A 17,465-nucleotide genomic window follows, 5' to 3' on the forward strand; every position below is an offset into this window, starting at 1 on the left:
TTTTGCATCAAGGGGACAAGCGGAGGAGAGCAGCAAAGGTCTGAATACCGGCGTTTAGGCGGAGCTCAGACCGTTGCTGCTCTTTTTCGACAATATAAGAACTTATATGTTCCGCGTTACAAAGGATAAGGAACATCTTAATGGTTTTTTAGGGTACAAACGCTATGGTATAATGGGTCAGAGGTGATTGGCAAGTATGTTTTTGAAACGGATAGAATTAGCTGGTTTTAAATCATTTGCCGACAAAACAGAAATGGAGTTTGTGCGCGGTATAACGGCTGTAGTTGGCCCGAACGGAAGCGGCAAAAGCAATATTTCTGACGGCATACGCTGGGTACTCGGCGAACAGAGTGCTAAATCACTGCGTGGCGGCAAGATGGAGGATATCATTTTTGCTGGAAGTGATGCGCGTAAAGCTGTGAATTATGGCGAAGTATCACTTACGCTTGATAATGAAGATCACACACTTCCGCTGGATTTCAGCGAAGTTACAGTGACTCGGAGAGTCCACCGCAGTGGAGATAGTGAATATTTAATTAATAAGCAGTCCTGCCGTCTGAAGGATATCACAGAGCTGTTTATGGATACCGGTATCGGACGCGAAGCGTATTCGATTATCGGGCAGGGTAGGATTGAAGAAATTCTAAGTACTCGTTCCGAAGATCGGCGAGGCATCTTTGAAGAAGCATCAGGTATTGTAAAATATAAATCGCGCAAGAAAGATGCAAGTCGAAAGCTGGATGATACCGAGCAGAACCTGCTTCGTATTCATGATTTGATCAGTGAGCTTGAGGATCAGATTGGGCCACTTAAGGATCAGTCCGAGAAAGCTATCCGCTTTAAGGAACTTCGCGAACAATTAAAACATCAGGAAATTTCAGTATACGTACACCAGATTGAAGGCATTCATACCGCTTGGCAGGAAGGTAACGCTAAGCTTGAAACGTTGAAGGACGAGCAGCTGGAGCTGTCTACTGTGGTTTCGGCTCATGATGCCAAGCTGGAGAGCGGGCGCTCTGAACTGCGCACAATCGAAGCACAGATCGAGAAGCAGCAAGAGCAATTGCTGCGTTATAGCGAAGCATTTGAGAAGAGCGAAGGTTACGGTGAAGTGCTGAGGGAACGCAAGCGCAATCTGGAAAGTAATCGTGAGCAGTTAATGCTCACGTTAGGTTCGGTTGGCGAGCGTTCTGCAGATCGTCAGCGTGAAGTCGTGGATCTGGAGCTTAAGCTTGAGCAATCGCGGCTTAAGCTTGTGGATCTTCGGAAACAGATCGAAGATGAAGAGACAAGGCTTGAAGGTGTGGCAGACGGGATTAGCCAGAGCCAGGAAGAAAAGCTCAAAAGTGCTCTTTTGGAGCTAATGAACCTTATGGCGAATGCACGTAACGAAATTCGTTACGCGGATCAGCAAAAGGAGAATCTGGAACGTCGTATGAGCCGCAGTGAAGAAGAAAGCGGCAAATGGACAGCTCGGCATGAAGAGTTGTCTGCCAACCAGAAAGGGCTGAAGGACAAGATTGCCCAGCTGGGGAAGGAGCTTAGCAATCTTCGCGGGGCTTATATCACTGAAAGTGAGCAGCTCAGTAAACGTCAGAAGCTGATTGAAGAAACACAGTCCGGTCTTCGGAAATGGGAACAGAAGCGGGAAGCGCAAGTCTCTCGTCATGAGACCATGAAAGAGATGCAGGATGATTTCGACGGCTTCATGCTTGGGGTTAAAGAAGTGCTCAAGGGTGCGCGCAAAGGACAGCTCAACGGTGTGCATGGTGCGGTTGCGGAGCTGATCTCTGTTCCGGAGAAGCTGGAAATGGCGATTGAGACTGCTCTAGGCGCATCACTTCAGCATGTGGTCATGGATAATGAGACTGTGTCCCGCCAAGCGATATCATTTCTAAAGCAACGTCAGCTGGGACGAGCTACCTTTCTTCCGCTAGATGTTATCCGGCCGCGCCAGATTTCTGGCAGTGACCGTGGTATGGTGGGTGATGCTGACGGATTTGTTGGAATTGGTTCCGAACTCGTTGGTTACGATGATAAATATACTAGCATTATTGGCAGTTTGCTCGGCAATGTGGTTATTGCGGAGAGCTTGGAGCAAGCGAACCGTATCGCCGCTAGATGCCAATATCGTTATCGGGTAGTTACACTGGAAGGCGATGTAGTTAATGCCGGCGGTTCAATGACCGGGGGTAGCCAGCATAAGAAGAACAATAGCTTGCTTAGCCGCAAACGTCAGCTGGATCAATTAAGCAGTGAGATTGAAGAAAGCGAACGTCAAATAGTGAAGCTGAAGCAAGGCATTGCCAGACTTCGTGAGGAGCAGGAGAACGCTAGCGTGAAGCTGGAGGACCTGCGCCGTGATGGCGATGAGAAAAGACTGGAAGAGCAAAGAGTCTCCGGTGATTTGAAGCAGCTCGAGCATGAGCTTCGGCATGTGCAGGAGCAAGTGGAGAGCACAGGTGCGGAACGCAGCGGCTTTGAGAATGAAGTACGTGCGCTTGAAGAGACGCGGAAGCAAGCCACTGCTGAGCTTGAACGCCTTGAAAAGGAAGAAAAGGAAGCCCATGAGGGTATCCGTAACGCTGAATCAGCGCGTAAAGCGAATGAATCAGCTAAGGAAGAGCTGCAAGGCAAGTTGACCAGTATGAAAGTCTCGGAAGGCAAGCTCGATCAGGAGATATTCTCCCTGGAGGAGCAGTTACGTCGCCTAAGACAAGATGTGGGTTCACAGGACAAGGAGCTGCGCCAGAATCGAAATCTGTTACATACGATTGAACAGGATCTGGCTAACAATGCTTTGGAAGCTGTGAAGCAGAAGGAAGATTTGAACAGTTACCGCTTGAAGAAGGAAGAGACGACTGGAACTTTGGATTTTGCGCGTGCTGAGCGTACAGCGTTAACCCGTAAGCTGGAACTTGAGGAAGGCAAGACTAAAGATCAACGTCAGGCCCTTAAAGTAGTCGAGGACAAGCTGCGTGCCACTGAAGTTTCTGTCGGTCGACTCGATGTGGAGCTGGATAATATTCTCCGCAAGCTGAGTGATGACTACGAGCTAAGTTATGAATTAGCAAAACAGAGATATCCAGTGCCTGAAGACGTACCTGCCGCACAAGCCGATGTACAGCGTTTGAAGCGCAGTATTTCTGCGCTAGGAGAGGTTAACTTAGGGGCGATCGAAGAATATCAGCGGGTCCATGAACGGTATACGTTCCTCAGTGGACAAAAAGATGATCTAGTCGAAGCTAAGACTACCTTGTATCAAGTAATCCGCGAGATGGAAGATGAAATGTCCAAACGTTTCAAACAGACCTTTGATGCGATCCGCAAACAGTTCGGGACCGTGTTCTCAAAGCTGTTCGGCGGCGGGCGAGCGGATCTCATGCTTCTGGATCCGGAACATATGCTGGAAACAGGTATAGATATCGTAGCCCAACCACCGGGTAAAAAATTGCAAAATCTGCAGCTTTTATCTGGCGGTGAACGCGCTCTAACTGCGATGGCGTTATTGTTTGCTATTTTGCAAGTGAAGCCAGTTCCGTTCTGCGTATTGGATGAGGTCGAGGCTGCGCTCGATGAAGCGAACGTTGTTCGTTTTGCACAGTATTTACGCGAGTTCTCTGAACAAACTCAGTTCATCGTCGTTACGCACCGCAAAGGAACGATGGAAGAGGCGGACGTGTTATACGGAGTAACGATGGAAGAGGGCGGCGTCTCCAAGCTCGTCTCAGTACGTTTAGAGGATGAAGAAGCTGAGATTGCTTAAATTCATCAAAGAAGAGAAACTTTTAGGAGGAACCAAATGAGCTTTTTTAGAAAATTAAAAGAAAGCATTTCCGGCAAAACGGAAAGTGTAACGAAACAATTCCGCGACGGATTAGAGAAAACCCGTAAAGGTTTTGTAGAGAAGGTCTCCGACCTTATCATCCGCCGCAAAAAGATAGATGAAGAGTTCTACGAAGAGCTGGAAGAGATTTTGATTGGTGCAGACGTGGGTGTAAACACTGTTATGACCCTTGTCGAGGATTTGCGTGCCGAAGTGAAGCAAAATCGGATTGAAGATGCTGCCGAGCTGAAGCCGATTTTGTCCCGTAAGCTTATGGAGCTGCTGCGTGGAGATGATGATAACAGCCTGAAGGAAAATCCGAATGGAATTACGGTTATTTTGTTCGTTGGGGTCAATGGCGTGGGCAAGACGACTACCATCGGCAAGCTGGCTCATCGTTACAAACAAGAAGGTAAAAAAGTTCTTTTGGCTGCAGGGGATACGTTCCGTGCCGGAGCGATTGAGCAGCTTGAGGTTTGGGGCCAACGCGCAGGCGTAGATGTCATTAAACAACAAGCAGGCTCTGACCCGGCGGCTGTAATGTACGATGCGGTCCAAGCGGCAAAGCAACGCAACGTGGATATCTTAATCTGCGATACTGCTGGCAGACTGCAGAATAAAAGCAATCTGATGGAAGAGCTCAACAAAATCTTCCGCGTCATTCAAAGAGAAATCCCAAGTGCTCCACATGAGGTACTGATGGTGCTAGATGCTACGACGGGTCAAAATGCACTTACACAAGCCAAGTTATTTGGTGAAAAGAGTGGCGTCACTGGCTTGGTCTTGACGAAGCTGGACGGTACGGCTAAAGGCGGAATCGTTGTAGCGATTCGTCAGGAAATGAATTTGCCGGTGAAGTTTGTAGGTCTTGGAGAAAAAATGGAAGACTTGCAGCCATTTGATTCGCAGCAGTTCGTACATGCTCTTTTTGCCGGATTAATTGCCGAGGAAGAAGAGTCAGAAGAATCGGAAGAGCAAGTGTAATCAACAGCACAATATAATCATAAAGAAGTCATATTTACAAGGAATGCCCTCGAAGCTATATTTAGTTAGGAGGGCATTCCTTTTCTTTTTTATAAAGGGTTTGTCCGTCATTTTGTAGCAACTGCTAAGCGACTTTTAGAAAGTATAAATGCATCGCGTAAGGGATCCCTTTAAATAACAGCTTTCCCTCACTAATTAGCCTCCAGAAGCGATATTCTATGAATGAGGTACTGAGATACAAATTCCATTGCCCTATAATTGTGCCTACAACTAGACCTGCATTTACGTAGCCATCTCTTTCCTCACACTGTTGAAGTTGCAGAATTAAAGAAAGAATTTCTTCGTCATAGTAACTCTCGGGAACATTCATAAGCTGGCCCTCAGCCCAAACTCTAAGCATATCCTCGGTGTTGCTGATTTTTTGCCATTCTAGTTCATACTGTTTTCTTTGAGCGGAGGTGATAGGGGATGTATTTTCGGTAATTTTTATAATTTTTTGCAGAGCTTCATTTGGGAGTTGACTAAGTGCTCTGGGATATAAGCCGATTTCAAATGAAGCGGCAATCTCCCTATAAGCCTTGACTGAATCAATAACATGAATAGGTTGCGTCCTCTCACTAAGAATAGAAAGTGCAAATCGTAAACCTGTCTGATCATGGGAGTTATCTCCGCACCAAATAGTGATTTTTTTGTCCTCGGGAATTTCTTTTAAGGTCTGAATCATGGCTGCCAGTTTATGCTGGGGATTTAAATGATAACCCTGATCCGGAAATCGTTCCTGAAACCATAACTCACGGGTATGATAGCCTTCATTATTATGTAATCCACGCAACGGTCCAGCAGAGAACATCTCATTAAATGAAAGTACTCGTATTAAATGACGACAACCCAGATGACTAAGGGCTACCTTCATTGATCCCGCTTCAGACAGGCCAAATAACAGATAAATGTGATTCCGCCTAGTCTCTTCCTGCTCAATTGACATAGTATATTTGTGCTCCATAGGTCACTCTCCCATCGCAACAAATTATACCATACTCAATGAATCCACATCCTCAGGCAACTATATAAAAAATACATTATATGAAAAATTCATAACAGTAATGCTTGTCACACTTCCTGCATACAATTCAATGATGAATCTACATTTCATCTCCGGCAACCTATATAAGAGAGAAAGGAAGCGATTCCAAAAAATACAAATATCTCCGGAATCACATTTCTCTGTTATATATGTTGACATGAACGAGTGGATTTACGTATTATGAGAATATAAACCAATATTTCCATGGATGTTTTCTGAAATGAAAGTATAAGTTGTTAACAAAGATTACATCTATCGAAAGGAGTCGGGCTCATGTCCAAATTAGATCCTCTGCCAGGTCTGTCTCCGTATCCATTACAGCATTTTTTCGATGAAATGTATGCTGATAAGAGGAATGTCCGGCCGCACTACAGACATGTGAATCGCATGTTTTCCGGAATGAGCTCCGAAGAGCTGCAAGGGAAGCAAAATTTAATGCAGCGTAGGATGATGGAAGAAGGAATTACCTTTACGCTTTACAACCCGGCTCAGGATCATCCTATGGAGCGAACGATCCCCTTCGATATGATTCCACGTATTATCCCTAAGAATGAGTGGGAGAGGCTAGAAGCTGGAATTATTCAGCGTATCACAGCTTTGAATTTATTCATTCATGACATTTACCATGAGCAATACATTGTTAAAGATGGCATCGTCCCTAGGCGTATGATTATTTCCAACTGTTATTTCCGGCCAGAAATGTCAGGTCTGCGAGTGCCCGGTGGAGCTTATATCACCACCTCAGGAATCGATCTGATCCGCCACCACGATGGGCATTATTATGTACTTGAAGACAACCTGCGAACACCCTCCGGCTTTTCCTATCTTTTTAAAGGCAGAACGCTTATGAATCAATTGTTTCCTGAATTGTCCTTTGCCAGCTCCATCCGAGATGTAGATCATAGCTTAAATCGCTTCTTATCCGTGCTTCGTAGTCTATCTCCTTCAAGAAGGTCAGATCCGGTTATAGCACTCCTAACGCCTGGAGAATACAATTCTGCATATTATGAACATGCTTTTTTGGCACAGCAGATGGGTATACATTTGGTCGAAGGACGAGATTTGGTAACAAAGGATCACAAAATATATTTGAAAGAAATGAACGGACTGCGTCGCGTGGATGTGCTGTATCGTCGGTTGGATGATGATTACATTGATCCGCTAGCCTTTCAACCTGATTCTTTATTGGGTGTGGCAGGACTTATGAATGCGTATAGGGCAGGCAACATAGCGATTGCTAATGCGCCGGGAACCGGTGTTGCAGATGATAAAGCGATGTATGTCTATGTACCGGATATGATTCGTTATTATCTGAATGAAGAGCCGATCCTTGGTAATGTGCCGACGTATTTGTTGTCCCGACCCGATGAACGCCTGTATGTTCTTGAGAACCTATCCGAAATGGTTGTTAAAGAAACCTCATTATCCGGAGGATATGGGATGTTGATCGGAAGTGAGGCGACCAAAGAAGAATTAGCCGAGTTCCGAATGAAAATTATTGCCGATCCGGACCGTTATGTGGCACAGCCAATTATGTCCTTGTCCAGAGCACCCGTATTGTCGGGAGGCACTATGGCACCCCGGCATATCGATCTTCGGGCTTTTGTATTAATGGGCGCAGACCGGAAGCCACATGTCATACCTGGTGGATTAACACGAGTGGCTATGAAAGAAGGTTCACTGGTTGTGAATTCCTCGCAAGGCGGTGGCGTAAAGGATACTTGGGTTATGGCTTGATCTATTATCTTGTAAGCCTTGATTGTGAATCAAAAATATGCAGCATCAATTTGGAGGATAAAGGAGTGGCTAAAGATGCTGAATCGAAATGCGGAGGCTTTATTCTGGATCGGCCGATATATTGAAAGGGCAGAGAATCATGCGCGGCTAATCAATGTACATTATCATATCCAGCAGGAAGAGGATTTTCAGGAAGAAGGACATAAATGGTCGAGGCTTATCGATGCATTAGGAGTTCGAAGTGAGTATTTGCAGCAGTTCGAAACCTTTTCTGAACAGGACGTGTTATCCTTTATTACACTCGATTTAGGCAATTCGAATTCATTATTCTCTTGCGTACATCATGCTAGAAATAATCTTCGCACACTGCGTCAGCATCTTCCAAGTGAGCTATGGGATATCGTCAACAGCTTTAATCTATGGCTTGGGGAGCGGTCAGTCGCTGATATTATGAGTGGCCCACATCATTTCTACCAGCAAGTGAAGGAACGTGCAGCTATGTTTCTAGGAGCAGAACAATCCGTAATGCTTAGGGGAAATGAATGGCATTTTATAGAGAGCGGCCGTTTTCTGGAACGGGCAGAGAATACGACGCGTATTTTGCAGGCAGTTATTGCCTCTTGCCGTTTTAAAGAGCTTCATGCAATTTATATTCAGTTACAGGCTGTGCTGAAATCGGTAAGTGGTTATCAGGCGTTTCGCCGTTATTATGCAGATGCTATGTCACCGGAGAGCATTTTAGATTTTTTGATCGCAAATCCCAAATTTCCACGTTCGATCCGCTTTTCTTTTCACCAGCTGGAAGAGCATTTAGCTAGACTTGAATTAGATTCCTCAGAAAAAGGCTCAGGTCATGAAAAGGTCATCCGTCAAGCAGGAAAGCTGAAGGCAGAGCTGGATTATATGGAGAAAGAGGAAATGTCCGGTGAACTGGTGGAAGATGTGCTGCAATCACTCGTAATATCTTGCCAGAGACTGGGCAAAACGATGGAGGGCGCCTTTTTTCGGCGAGAAGGAGTATCTGTATGAAGATTCAAATCAATCACACCACCACATACAGTTATCCAGAGCCGGTTACGGACAGTGTCAATGAAATCAGGCTTACCCCACGCACCAACTATCGGCAATCCTGTTATCACCATGAGGTTGAAGTATCTCCGGCAGCTAATCTATTAACGTATGAGGATTTCTTCGGTAATCGGGTGCATGCCTATTCGGTTAATAAGCCACATACGGAAATGGTAATCCATACGAAAGCTACTGTAGTAACGCTGGATAAAGCCCAGGGTACCGATCTTCCGCGAACCAGCCTTGAAGAGCAAGTTAAACTATTAAATGATGAAAAGTTTCAGAACCGTTATATTGAGTTTATTTTGCCGACCCGTTATACCGAGGTGACTCCTGAATTAGTGGAGTTCGCTTCCCAGTACCCTTTTAGTGAAGCTGAGGATATGTATGAATGGATTCTGAAGTTATCTTCGACGATTTATGAACAGTTCACCTATGATCCTGAGGCAACAAGCGTAAATACAACGGTAAAAAAAGCCCTCAAGCTCAAGCGGGGGGTCTGTCAGGATTATGCTCATCTTATGATCGCTGTCTGCCGCAGTGTGGGTCTGCCTTCAAGATATGTTAGTGGATATCATTTTGTCGGTGATCTACAGAGCAGCAATGCTAATTTCGAGCAGGCTTCACATGCTTGGGTGGAGACCCATATTCCGGGTACGGGCTGGCTTGGTTTTGATCCGACGAATAATGTTGAAGTGAACTGGCGTTATATCAAGCTGGGTCATGGACGGGATTATAAAGATATAGTACCTGTAAAAGGGGTATATCGCGGTGGAGCAGGCACACTAACTGTAAAAGTGGACGTACGCAAGCTGGATAACTGAATTGAAATAATCGAAACATCGAACATCGAAACAATCAAAATATTTTAAATACTCTAAATATTCGAAACAAACTCTCCGCTCATCTTATTGAATGGGGAGATTTTTTTGTGCGGCGTGCCTAAATTCTGAAGATTTATGAACGAGATGATTCCATTACAGGTTTATTTGGGTAATCTTGATCCATAGTACTTATCTTACAGACATTAGAGGAGAGATTACATATGAGCCCAAACATATCTAAGAAACAAAGATTTATTGGAAAAACAGCGATTATAACCGGAGCGGGCTCGGGAATTGGCCGTGCTACCGCTATTAAGCTGGCGCGGGAAGGTGCAAATGTAGCATTGTTCGATTTAAATCTTGAAAGAACCTCTTCCTTGGCAGAAAAGCTTAATAAGCTTCGAAAAGATTGCGCGCTGGCCATAGAGGTAGATACTTCGGATGAGAAAAAGATGGAGGAAGCCGTACGTTGTACGGTGGAACAATTCGGAGGCGTGGATGTAGTATTCGCTAACGCGGGAATTAATGGCGCAGTGGGTCCGATAGAAGAACTAAGCTTGAGCGACTGGGAGCGTACGATGTCGGTGAACTTGACGGGGACTTTTTTGACTCTGAAATATACTATTCCTCATCTGAAAGATAAAGGGAAGGGCAGTATTATTATTACTAGTTCCATTAATGGGAACACTAGATTTGCCAGCTTTGGGTGGTCTACTTATAGCACTACCAAAGCTGGACAGGTGGCTTTTGCCAAAATGGCAGCTCTCGAGCTTGCTAAGTTTAAGATTCGTGTAAATGTGATCTGCCCTGGGGCTATAGCTACGAATATAGATGAAACCACTGAAATGAGCGAGGATGTAGAAGCAATCGTCATTCCGATTGAATTCCCTGATGGAGCACAACCTTTGGCGGATGGACCGGGCAAGCCGGATAATGTCGCTGATCTCGTTGCTTTTCTGGCTTCGGATGAATCTATCCATATAACAGGTGCGCAAATCGTGATTGACGGCGCGGAGTCCTTGTTATCCTAATTTCGAGATCGCTTCCCGGTATTGCTCGTACCATTTATTCCATTCGTCTTTCCGTGACTCCAGCGTCGTGCCTTCCAAAAGATGCTGGATCACTTCTAGACAAACATGCCAGCCAGCGAGATCTCGTGGTGTATGCGGGGTAAGCGTTTGTAGTGTTTCGTTCAAGACGAGTAAACAGCCTTCTGAATTAGGGTATAACTCAAAACGAACAAGATCTTCAGCCCATGTAAACTCAAAAATAGATTGATGCTGCAGCACGGTAATTTCCATATCAACAAACGTTCCGTTTTGCATATCAAACTTTATAAGTCCGCCTTCACGCAGGTCCTTGATTTTTAATTCAGAGAACCATAAGGCAAGCTTCTCATTTTCGGTCAAATAGGACCAAATCTCAGTTGCGGAATGCTTTAATTGCCGTTCGAAACGAGCGACATAATGTTGATCTTCTTTTTGGATGTTAGCTAACATTTATATTTCTCCTTTGGACTACTGCGGTAGTCCTTTTTTTATTGAGTTGAGGCTCATTAGAAAGAGTATAGCAATCGCCTGTGTTAATTGCACGATCCGGCTGTGTGGCTGAAGCGTAACTTATAGGGTATAGAGGGTAATAAAATAGCGGGAGAAATAAGGTCATAGGCAAGTCCACGAGCTTGATTTGCGTACGGCGCGGAGATAGTGTTGGCGGGGAAAAGGGATTGAAGATAGGGATAAGTGCGTGATGAGGGTGAAAATGGAGTGATGAAGGTGATAAGTACGCATGACGGGGAAAAGGGAGTGAAGAGAGGGATAAGTGAATGATGAATGGCGGAAGTAAACAGTAGCATCTACGGTGGCGAGGATGCATCGGCGTTGCGGACTGTATTGCAGCTAATTGGCGTTTTTGATGTGTTTATTAGAAGTATCGGACCGCATAGCGCTTATTGCTGCGATTTTAAAGAAAAGTAGGGCATGTTTGAGTGAATAGCTGCAACTGTGTCCGATAGCAGAGAGAATAAGCCTGAATTAATGAAATAAGGTCATCTGAGTCCGAACGTTATATGGTGGCGAGGATGCATCGGCGTTGCGGACTGTATTGCAGCTATTTGGCGTTTTTGATGTGTTTATTAGAAGTATCGGACCGCATAGCGCTTATTGCCGCGATTTTGAACAAAAGTAGGGCGTATTTGAGCGAATAGGTGCAACTGAGTCCGATAGCAGAGAGAATAAGCCTGAATTTGTGAAATAAGGTCATCTGAGTCCGAACGTTTCACGGTGGCGAGTGTGTGCTAATGCATCGGTGTTGCGGACTGTATTACAGCTATTTGGAGTTTTTGGTGTGTTTATTAGAAGTATCGGACTGCATAGCACTTATTGCTGTGATTTTGAACAAAAGTAGGGTGTGTTTGAGTGAATAGCTGCAACTGAGTCCGATAGCAGGGTAAAAAGGACTAAATTAGTGAAATAAGGGCTGCTGGGTCCGAACGATCTATGGCGACGAAGATGTAATGAGGGTGTAAAGGACATAGTATACGAGCAAGACCTGCTGAATCGGATCGATCTACGACCACGAGTATGCATTGTTTTTGCGGACTGTATTGCAGTTATTTGGAGTTTTTTGTTTGATTTTTGATCGTTTCGGACCGCATAGCGCTTATTGCTGTGATTTTGAACAAAAGTAGGGCGTGTTTGAGCGAATAGCTGCAACTGAGTCCGATAGCAGAGGGAATAAGGCTGAATTTGTGAAATAAGGTCATCTGAGTCCGAACGTTACATGGTAGCGAGGATGCATCGGCGTTGCGGACTGTAGTGCAGCTATTTGGAGTTTTTCGTGTGTTTATTAGAACTATCGGACTGCATAGCTCTTATCGCTGCGATTTTGAACAAAAGTAGGGTGTGTTTGAGCGAATAGCTGCATCTGAGTCCGATAGCAGAGGGAATAAGCCTGAATTTGTGAAATAAGATCATCTGAGTCCGAACGTTACATGGTAGCGAGAATGCATCGGCGTTGCGGACTGTATTGCAGCTATTTGGAGTTTTTGGTGTGTTTTTTGAACGTATTGGACTACATAGCGCTTATTGGCATGGTTTTGATCAAAAGTAAGGTGTGTTTGAGCGAATAGCTGCAACTGAGTCCGATAGTACAGCGAAATGGTCTAAATTAGCGAAATAAGGGCTGCTAGGTCCGAACCATCTATGGCGCCGAAGATGTAATGAAGGTGTAAAGGATGTAGTATACGAGCAAGAGCTACTGGGTCCAATCGATTTGTGGAGGCATGGATTCGCTGACGTTGCGGACTGTATTGCAGCTATTTGGCGTTTTTGGTGTGTTTATTAGAAGTATCGGACTGCATAGCGCTTATTGCTGCGATTTTGAACAAAAGTAGGGCGTGTTTGAGCAAATAGCTGCAACTGAGTCCGATAGCAGAGGGAATAAGCCTGAATTTGTGAAATAAGATCATCTGAGTCCGAACGTTACATGGTAGCGAGGATGCATCGGCGTTGCGGACTGTATTGCAGCTATTTGGAGTTTTTGGTGTGTTTATTGAACGTATTGGACTACATAGCGCTTATTGGCATGGTTTTGATCAAAAGTAAGGTGTGTTTGAGCGAATAGCTGCAACTGAGTTCGATAGCACAGCGAAATGTCTAAATTAGCGAAATAAGGGCTGCTAGGTCCGAACGATCTATGGCGCCGAAGATGTAATGAAGGTGTAAAGGATGTAGTATACGAGCAAGAGCTACTGGGTCCAATCGGTTTGCGGAGACCTGGATTCGCTAATGGATCGGACTGTATTGCAGCTATTTGGCGTTTTTCGTGTGTTTATTAGAACTATCGGACTGCATAGCTCTTATCGCTGCGATTTTGAACAAAAGTAGGGTGTGTTTGAGCGAATAGCTGCAACTGTGTCCGATAGCAGAGTAAAAAGGACTAAATTAGCGAAATAAGGGCTGCTGGGTCCGGACGATCTATGCGACGAAGATGTAATGAATGTGTAATGAATGTGTAATAAAGGATGTAGTATACAAGCAAGAGCTCCTGGTTCCAAACTTTTCACGGTGGCCAGTGTATGCTGACATTGCGGTTATGGGCTTAGAATATACATTGTGTACGATAGTTACAGAGTCTGAGCTATTCAACTGTGCGACGAGGGCAAGGGGCATTTGAGTAAATAGCTCGCCATCCCTATAGTTAACAGCATAGGAAAGATCTGAGAAAGCATTCCGGCACCTTGATGCAAATCCTAAGTCTTTTATGCTAAAATTAACGCAATTCCGTAAAATCTACTTTTGCTTAGGCAGGGTAGTTAATAGTGTGGCATTGGTGAAGGAGGCTGCGTATATGGGGATGATGTCTTGGTTAGCTGAGCAGCGGATTCAGGAGTCTATGCGTAACGGGGAATTTCGAGATTTACCTGGGCATGGCAAGCCGCTGGAGCTCGAGGATTTATCGGGTGTGCCGGAAGAATTGCGGATGTCTTTTAAAATCATGAAGAACTCCGGACTGGTGCCTGAGGAAATCTCTCTGCGAGCTGAATGTGTTACGTTGGAAGGATTGCTAGCGGCGTGTCATAATAGCGGAAGTGCAGAAACCAGTGAGGGCAAGGCTTTGCGGTCAAAACTGTCTATGAAAAGACTTCGTCTACAGGAGTTATTGCGTGAACGCGGCTTGGATAGTAACCCTGCTTTTATGCAATACTGTGCTCAAATACACGAACAGATGATAAAGGAAGAGGAATAACGCTGCTTAAGTTACTGCCTAAATGCCTACATTCATTTGGACATCAGAATAAATAGTGTAAAATAAAAAGGCATCTCTTGGTCGGTTTAGACAGAAGAGCTGCCTTTTTGCTTGTTATGTGTAACTGAACATGTATACTCATCTAATTTGTTTAAAATATACCCATTCCGGATCGCCATCATCTAAATTCTCAATGACTCCGCTTTTAACAAACCCTTGAGAAAGACATAGTTGCTGCATGATCGTATTGGATTCATTGGTGGAGGTGAAAAGCTTGGGGGTTGGGCATTGTTCCTCGATGTAGCTAAGGAGTGTTTTGGCTATGCCTAGGCGTCTGAACTCAGGATCCACAATGACCAGCTGAATAAAACAGCATTCGAAAAAGGTGGTATCGTAGCAAGCAAATCCTACAAGCGTTCCATTATGCGATGCTACGTAACACTGCTCATGATTGATATATTTTTCAATCTTCGATTTGCGGCTTTCATTGCCAATGATCTTGCTGTCTATTGTGGTGAGCATGGGTAGATCTGAAATTGTAGCTTTTGTTACGAATATCATAGTAAGTCTCCTTATTAATATTATAGAGGGTATGAATGGTAAGTCTTGATCTTTAAGGTTTTTTCACACATGATGAAGATGATCTAAGATAACTTCAAGGAAAATTATAACATATGATTATAGACGATGGAGAGATAGAATGAAACAGCTTCCGATTATACAGGTGCTTCCTGACCTGAAAAACATACTTAACACTGCGCAGGCAGCAGTACTTATCGCTGAACCGGGTGCAGGCAAAACAACTGGAACGCCTCCGGCGTTTTTGGACGAGCCCTGGATGGCGGGTAAAAGCATTTTAATGTTAGAGCCTAGAAGGCTTGCTGCTAGATCTGCCGCCACTTACATGGCATCCTGCCTTGGTGAAAGTGTTGGACAGACGGTAGGTTATCGGATGCGGAATGACACTAAAGTAGGCAAAAATACGCGGATTGTTGTAGTCACTGAAGGAGTATTAACGAGAATGCTGCAAAGCGATCCTTCTTTGGGTGATGTGGGTTTAGTTATTTTTGATGAGTTCCATGAGCGCAGTCTTCATGCGGATTTGGGACTTGCCCTTACACTGGAAGCACAGGCTGTGCTGCGGGAGGATCTAAGGATTCTTATCATGTCAGCTACCTTGGACAGTGAGCGGGCGTCTGCTTTACTAGGGGATGCGCCTGTAGTAAATTGTCCGGGCAGAACCTATCCTGTAGAAACAATCTATGTGCCAACTACTGGGAATTTTCCACTGGAAAAAACTGCTGCAGCTGCTGTGAGACGTGCGCTTGCTGAACAACCCGGAGATATTCTCGTCTTTTTACCGGGGGAAAGAGAAATACGCAGAACTCAAAGTGAGTTGGAAAATGGAAGCTTGGCAGAGCAGACGGTAATTCGCCCTCTATATGGCCAGCTGCCACAAAATATCCAAGATGCAGCCGTGGCTGCATCTGTTCAAGGTGAACGAAAAGTAGTGCTTGCGACTTCTATCGCTGAGACAAGTCTAACGATTGAAGGCGTGCGAACGGTAATTGACACAGGGCAGCGCCGTACACAGGTATTCTCACCACGCACAGGAATGCCAAGTCTAACGACAGTCCCGGTATCGAAAGCCTCCGCGGATCAACGGCGGGGACGTGCTGGACGAACAGCCCCTGGCGTGTGCTACAGGCTGTGGAGTCAGGAGGAGCATAATCGACTTCCGGATGACAATGTGCCGGAGATTATGCAGACGGACCTTGCGCAGCTCGCTTTGGAGCTGGCGCTGTGGGGCGTGCGCGATACTGCCGCGCTATCTTGGCTTGACGCGCCGCCCGCTGCGCCTTTTGCGCAGGGCACCGCGCTGCTGCGCCAGCTCGGCGCGCTGGACGCCGGCGGCGCCATAACGCCGCACGGCCACAGCATGGCCGCGCTTGGCGCGCACCCGCGAGCCGCGCATATGCTGCTGCGCGCGGCAGAGCTTGGCACAGCACCGCTCGCCTGCCGGCTGGCGGCGCTGCTGCAAGAGCGGGACCTTTTCAAGGGTCCCGCGGCCCTAGATTGCGACCTCACGCTCCGCGTTGAGGCGCTGCTCCGGTTCGAGCGCTCCGCTGATAGCGGCGGAGCGGACCCGGCGGCTCTGCGCGCTGTGCTGCGCGAGAGCCGCCATTTCCTGGCGCAGCTGCAAGCCGCGCCGGGCGAGAACGTGAACGACATCAGCCGCTGCGGGCTGCTTCTGTCGTTCGCCTATCCCGACCGGATCGGGCAGAAACGCGGCGATGGCGCGTTTCTGCTCTCCTCCGGTCGGGGGGCGGCCATGCGGGAAGGACAACCGCTGGCCCGGTCATCATATATCGTAGCTGCTTCGATCGATGATCGCGCTACACAGGGCGCAATTATGCTGGCAGCTGAGATAGAAGAAGGACAACTGCTTTCCTATCATGCAGACCGCATCACCGAGGAAGCGGATGTGTATTGGGATAAAGAAAGTGGAAGTGTGAAGAAACGTCGTCGCACAATGCTCGGCGCGTTGGTCTTAAAAGAAACTTCACATGAAAGACCCTCCGCGGAAGAAATGGCAAATGTACTATTAAGTGTCATCGCTACAGATGGCATTGAAATCCTACCGTGGGAGAAGGGAACCATACAGCTTCGCGAACGTTTGATGTTTATGCATACCTTACGTTCAGATTGGCCGGATGTATCAGATGTTGCTTTAATTGCTACGTTGGATGAATGGCTTTTGCCATATCTGCAAGGTATGAGGAACCTCCGCGACCTTCAGCGTGTACCGTTAGCGCGAGCGCTTGAGGGGATGTTAGACTGGAATCAGCGGCAGATGCTGGAAAAGGAGGCACCTACACATATATCTGTTCCCAGTGGCTCGCGTGTGCCTGTAGATTATACTAATCCTGCTGCCCCGGTATTGGCAGTAAGATTGCAAGAGATGTTTGGACAGCTGGACACACCTCGAATTGGAGAGGGAAAAGTGCCAGTATTGCTGCATCTTTTGTCACCAGCTAGACGACCTGTGCAGGTAACCTCTGATCTAGCAAGTTTTTGGCGGGGGACCTATTTTGAGGTCAAAAAAGATCTGAAAGGACGGTACCCGAAGCACTATTGGCCAGATGACCCATTACAGGCTATTCCGACTAATCGTACACGTCCTGTAAAATAA

General features: G+C 46.0%; 12 protein-coding genes. 9 read left to right on the forward strand and 3 right to left on the reverse strand.

Annotation, left to right across the window (positions count from 1 at the left end; genetic code table 11):
• Positions 1-196 precede the first annotated feature (196 nt).
• Positions 197-3,766: a chromosome segregation protein SMC gene (smc, locus tag NSQ91_RS14415; protein WP_076126122.1), complete on the forward strand. Its 3,570-nt coding sequence runs from the start codon at positions 197-199 to the stop codon at positions 3,764-3,766.
• A gap of 36 nt (positions 3,767-3,802) precedes the next feature.
• A complete protein-coding gene (ftsY, locus tag NSQ91_RS14420; RefSeq protein WP_036686498.1) occupies positions 3,803-4,810 on the forward strand; it encodes a signal recognition particle-docking protein FtsY in 1,008 nt (335 codons plus the stop codon).
• A gap of 124 nt (positions 4,811-4,934) precedes the next feature.
• Here the strand turns inward: ftsY and NSQ91_RS14425 are convergent, their stop codons facing one another.
• A complete protein-coding gene (locus tag NSQ91_RS14425; protein WP_340918465.1) occupies positions 4,935-5,813 on the reverse strand; it encodes a DUF1835 domain-containing protein in 879 nt (292 codons plus the stop codon).
• 354 nt (positions 5,814-6,167) lie between these two features.
• Here NSQ91_RS14425 and NSQ91_RS14430 point away from each other — a divergent pair, with 354 nt between their 5' ends.
• From NSQ91_RS14430 to NSQ91_RS14445, 4 genes are all read left to right on the forward strand, one after another.
• A complete protein-coding gene (locus NSQ91_RS14430; protein ID WP_036686502.1) occupies positions 6,168-7,631 on the forward strand; it encodes a circularly permuted type 2 ATP-grasp protein in 1,464 nt (487 codons plus the stop codon).
• A gap of 75 nt (positions 7,632-7,706) precedes the next feature.
• Positions 7,707-8,660, forward strand: a complete 954-nt coding sequence (locus tag NSQ91_RS14435) for an alpha-E domain-containing protein (protein ID WP_076126125.1) — start codon at positions 7,707-7,709, stop codon at positions 8,658-8,660.
• Entirely contained in the window at positions 8,657-9,523 is an 867-nt protein-coding gene (locus NSQ91_RS14440; RefSeq protein ID WP_076126126.1) for a transglutaminase family protein, read from the forward strand. The genes NSQ91_RS14435 and NSQ91_RS14440 overlap by 4 nt, the downstream gene beginning before the upstream one ends.
• Positions 9,524-9,744: 221 nt before the next feature.
• Complete coding sequence (locus tag NSQ91_RS14445) at positions 9,745-10,554, forward strand: SDR family oxidoreductase (RefSeq protein WP_036686506.1); 810 nt, start codon at positions 9,745-9,747, stop codon at positions 10,552-10,554.
• Here NSQ91_RS14445 and NSQ91_RS14450 read toward each other — a convergent pair.
• Complete coding sequence (locus NSQ91_RS14450) at positions 10,546-11,022, reverse strand: SRPBCC family protein (protein WP_340918469.1); 477 nt, start codon at positions 11,020-11,022, stop codon at positions 10,546-10,548. The two genes, NSQ91_RS14445 and NSQ91_RS14450, sit on opposite strands and share 9 nt — an antisense overlap.
• 333 nt (positions 11,023-11,355) lie before the next feature.
• Here NSQ91_RS14450 and NSQ91_RS14455 point away from each other — a divergent pair, with 333 nt between their 5' ends.
• Positions 11,356-11,499, forward strand: coding sequence for a hypothetical protein (locus NSQ91_RS14455; RefSeq protein WP_175619946.1), 144 nt, complete (start codon positions 11,356-11,358; stop codon positions 11,497-11,499).
• Between the two features lie 2,374 nt (positions 11,500-13,873).
• Complete coding sequence (locus NSQ91_RS14460; RefSeq protein WP_076305497.1) at positions 13,874-14,272, forward strand: DnaJ family domain-containing protein; 399 nt, start codon at positions 13,874-13,876, stop codon at positions 14,270-14,272.
• Between the two features lie 138 nt (positions 14,273-14,410).
• On the opposite strand, the gene NSQ91_RS14465 is transcribed toward NSQ91_RS14460, so the two are convergent.
• A complete protein-coding gene (locus tag NSQ91_RS14465; protein WP_076305496.1) occupies positions 14,411-14,833 on the reverse strand; it encodes a GNAT family N-acetyltransferase in 423 nt (140 codons plus the stop codon).
• A gap of 139 nt (positions 14,834-14,972) precedes the next feature.
• Between NSQ91_RS14465 and hrpB the strand changes: the two genes are divergently transcribed.
• Positions 14,973-17,465: an ATP-dependent helicase HrpB gene (hrpB, locus tag NSQ91_RS14470; RefSeq protein WP_076305495.1), complete on the forward strand. Its 2,493-nt coding sequence runs from the start codon at positions 14,973-14,975 to the stop codon at positions 17,463-17,465.

It is taken from the genome of Paenibacillus sp. FSL R7-0048, from assembly GCF_038004505.1.
GTDB lineage: Bacteria > Bacillota > Bacilli > Paenibacillales > Paenibacillaceae > Paenibacillus_AQ > Paenibacillus_AQ odorifer.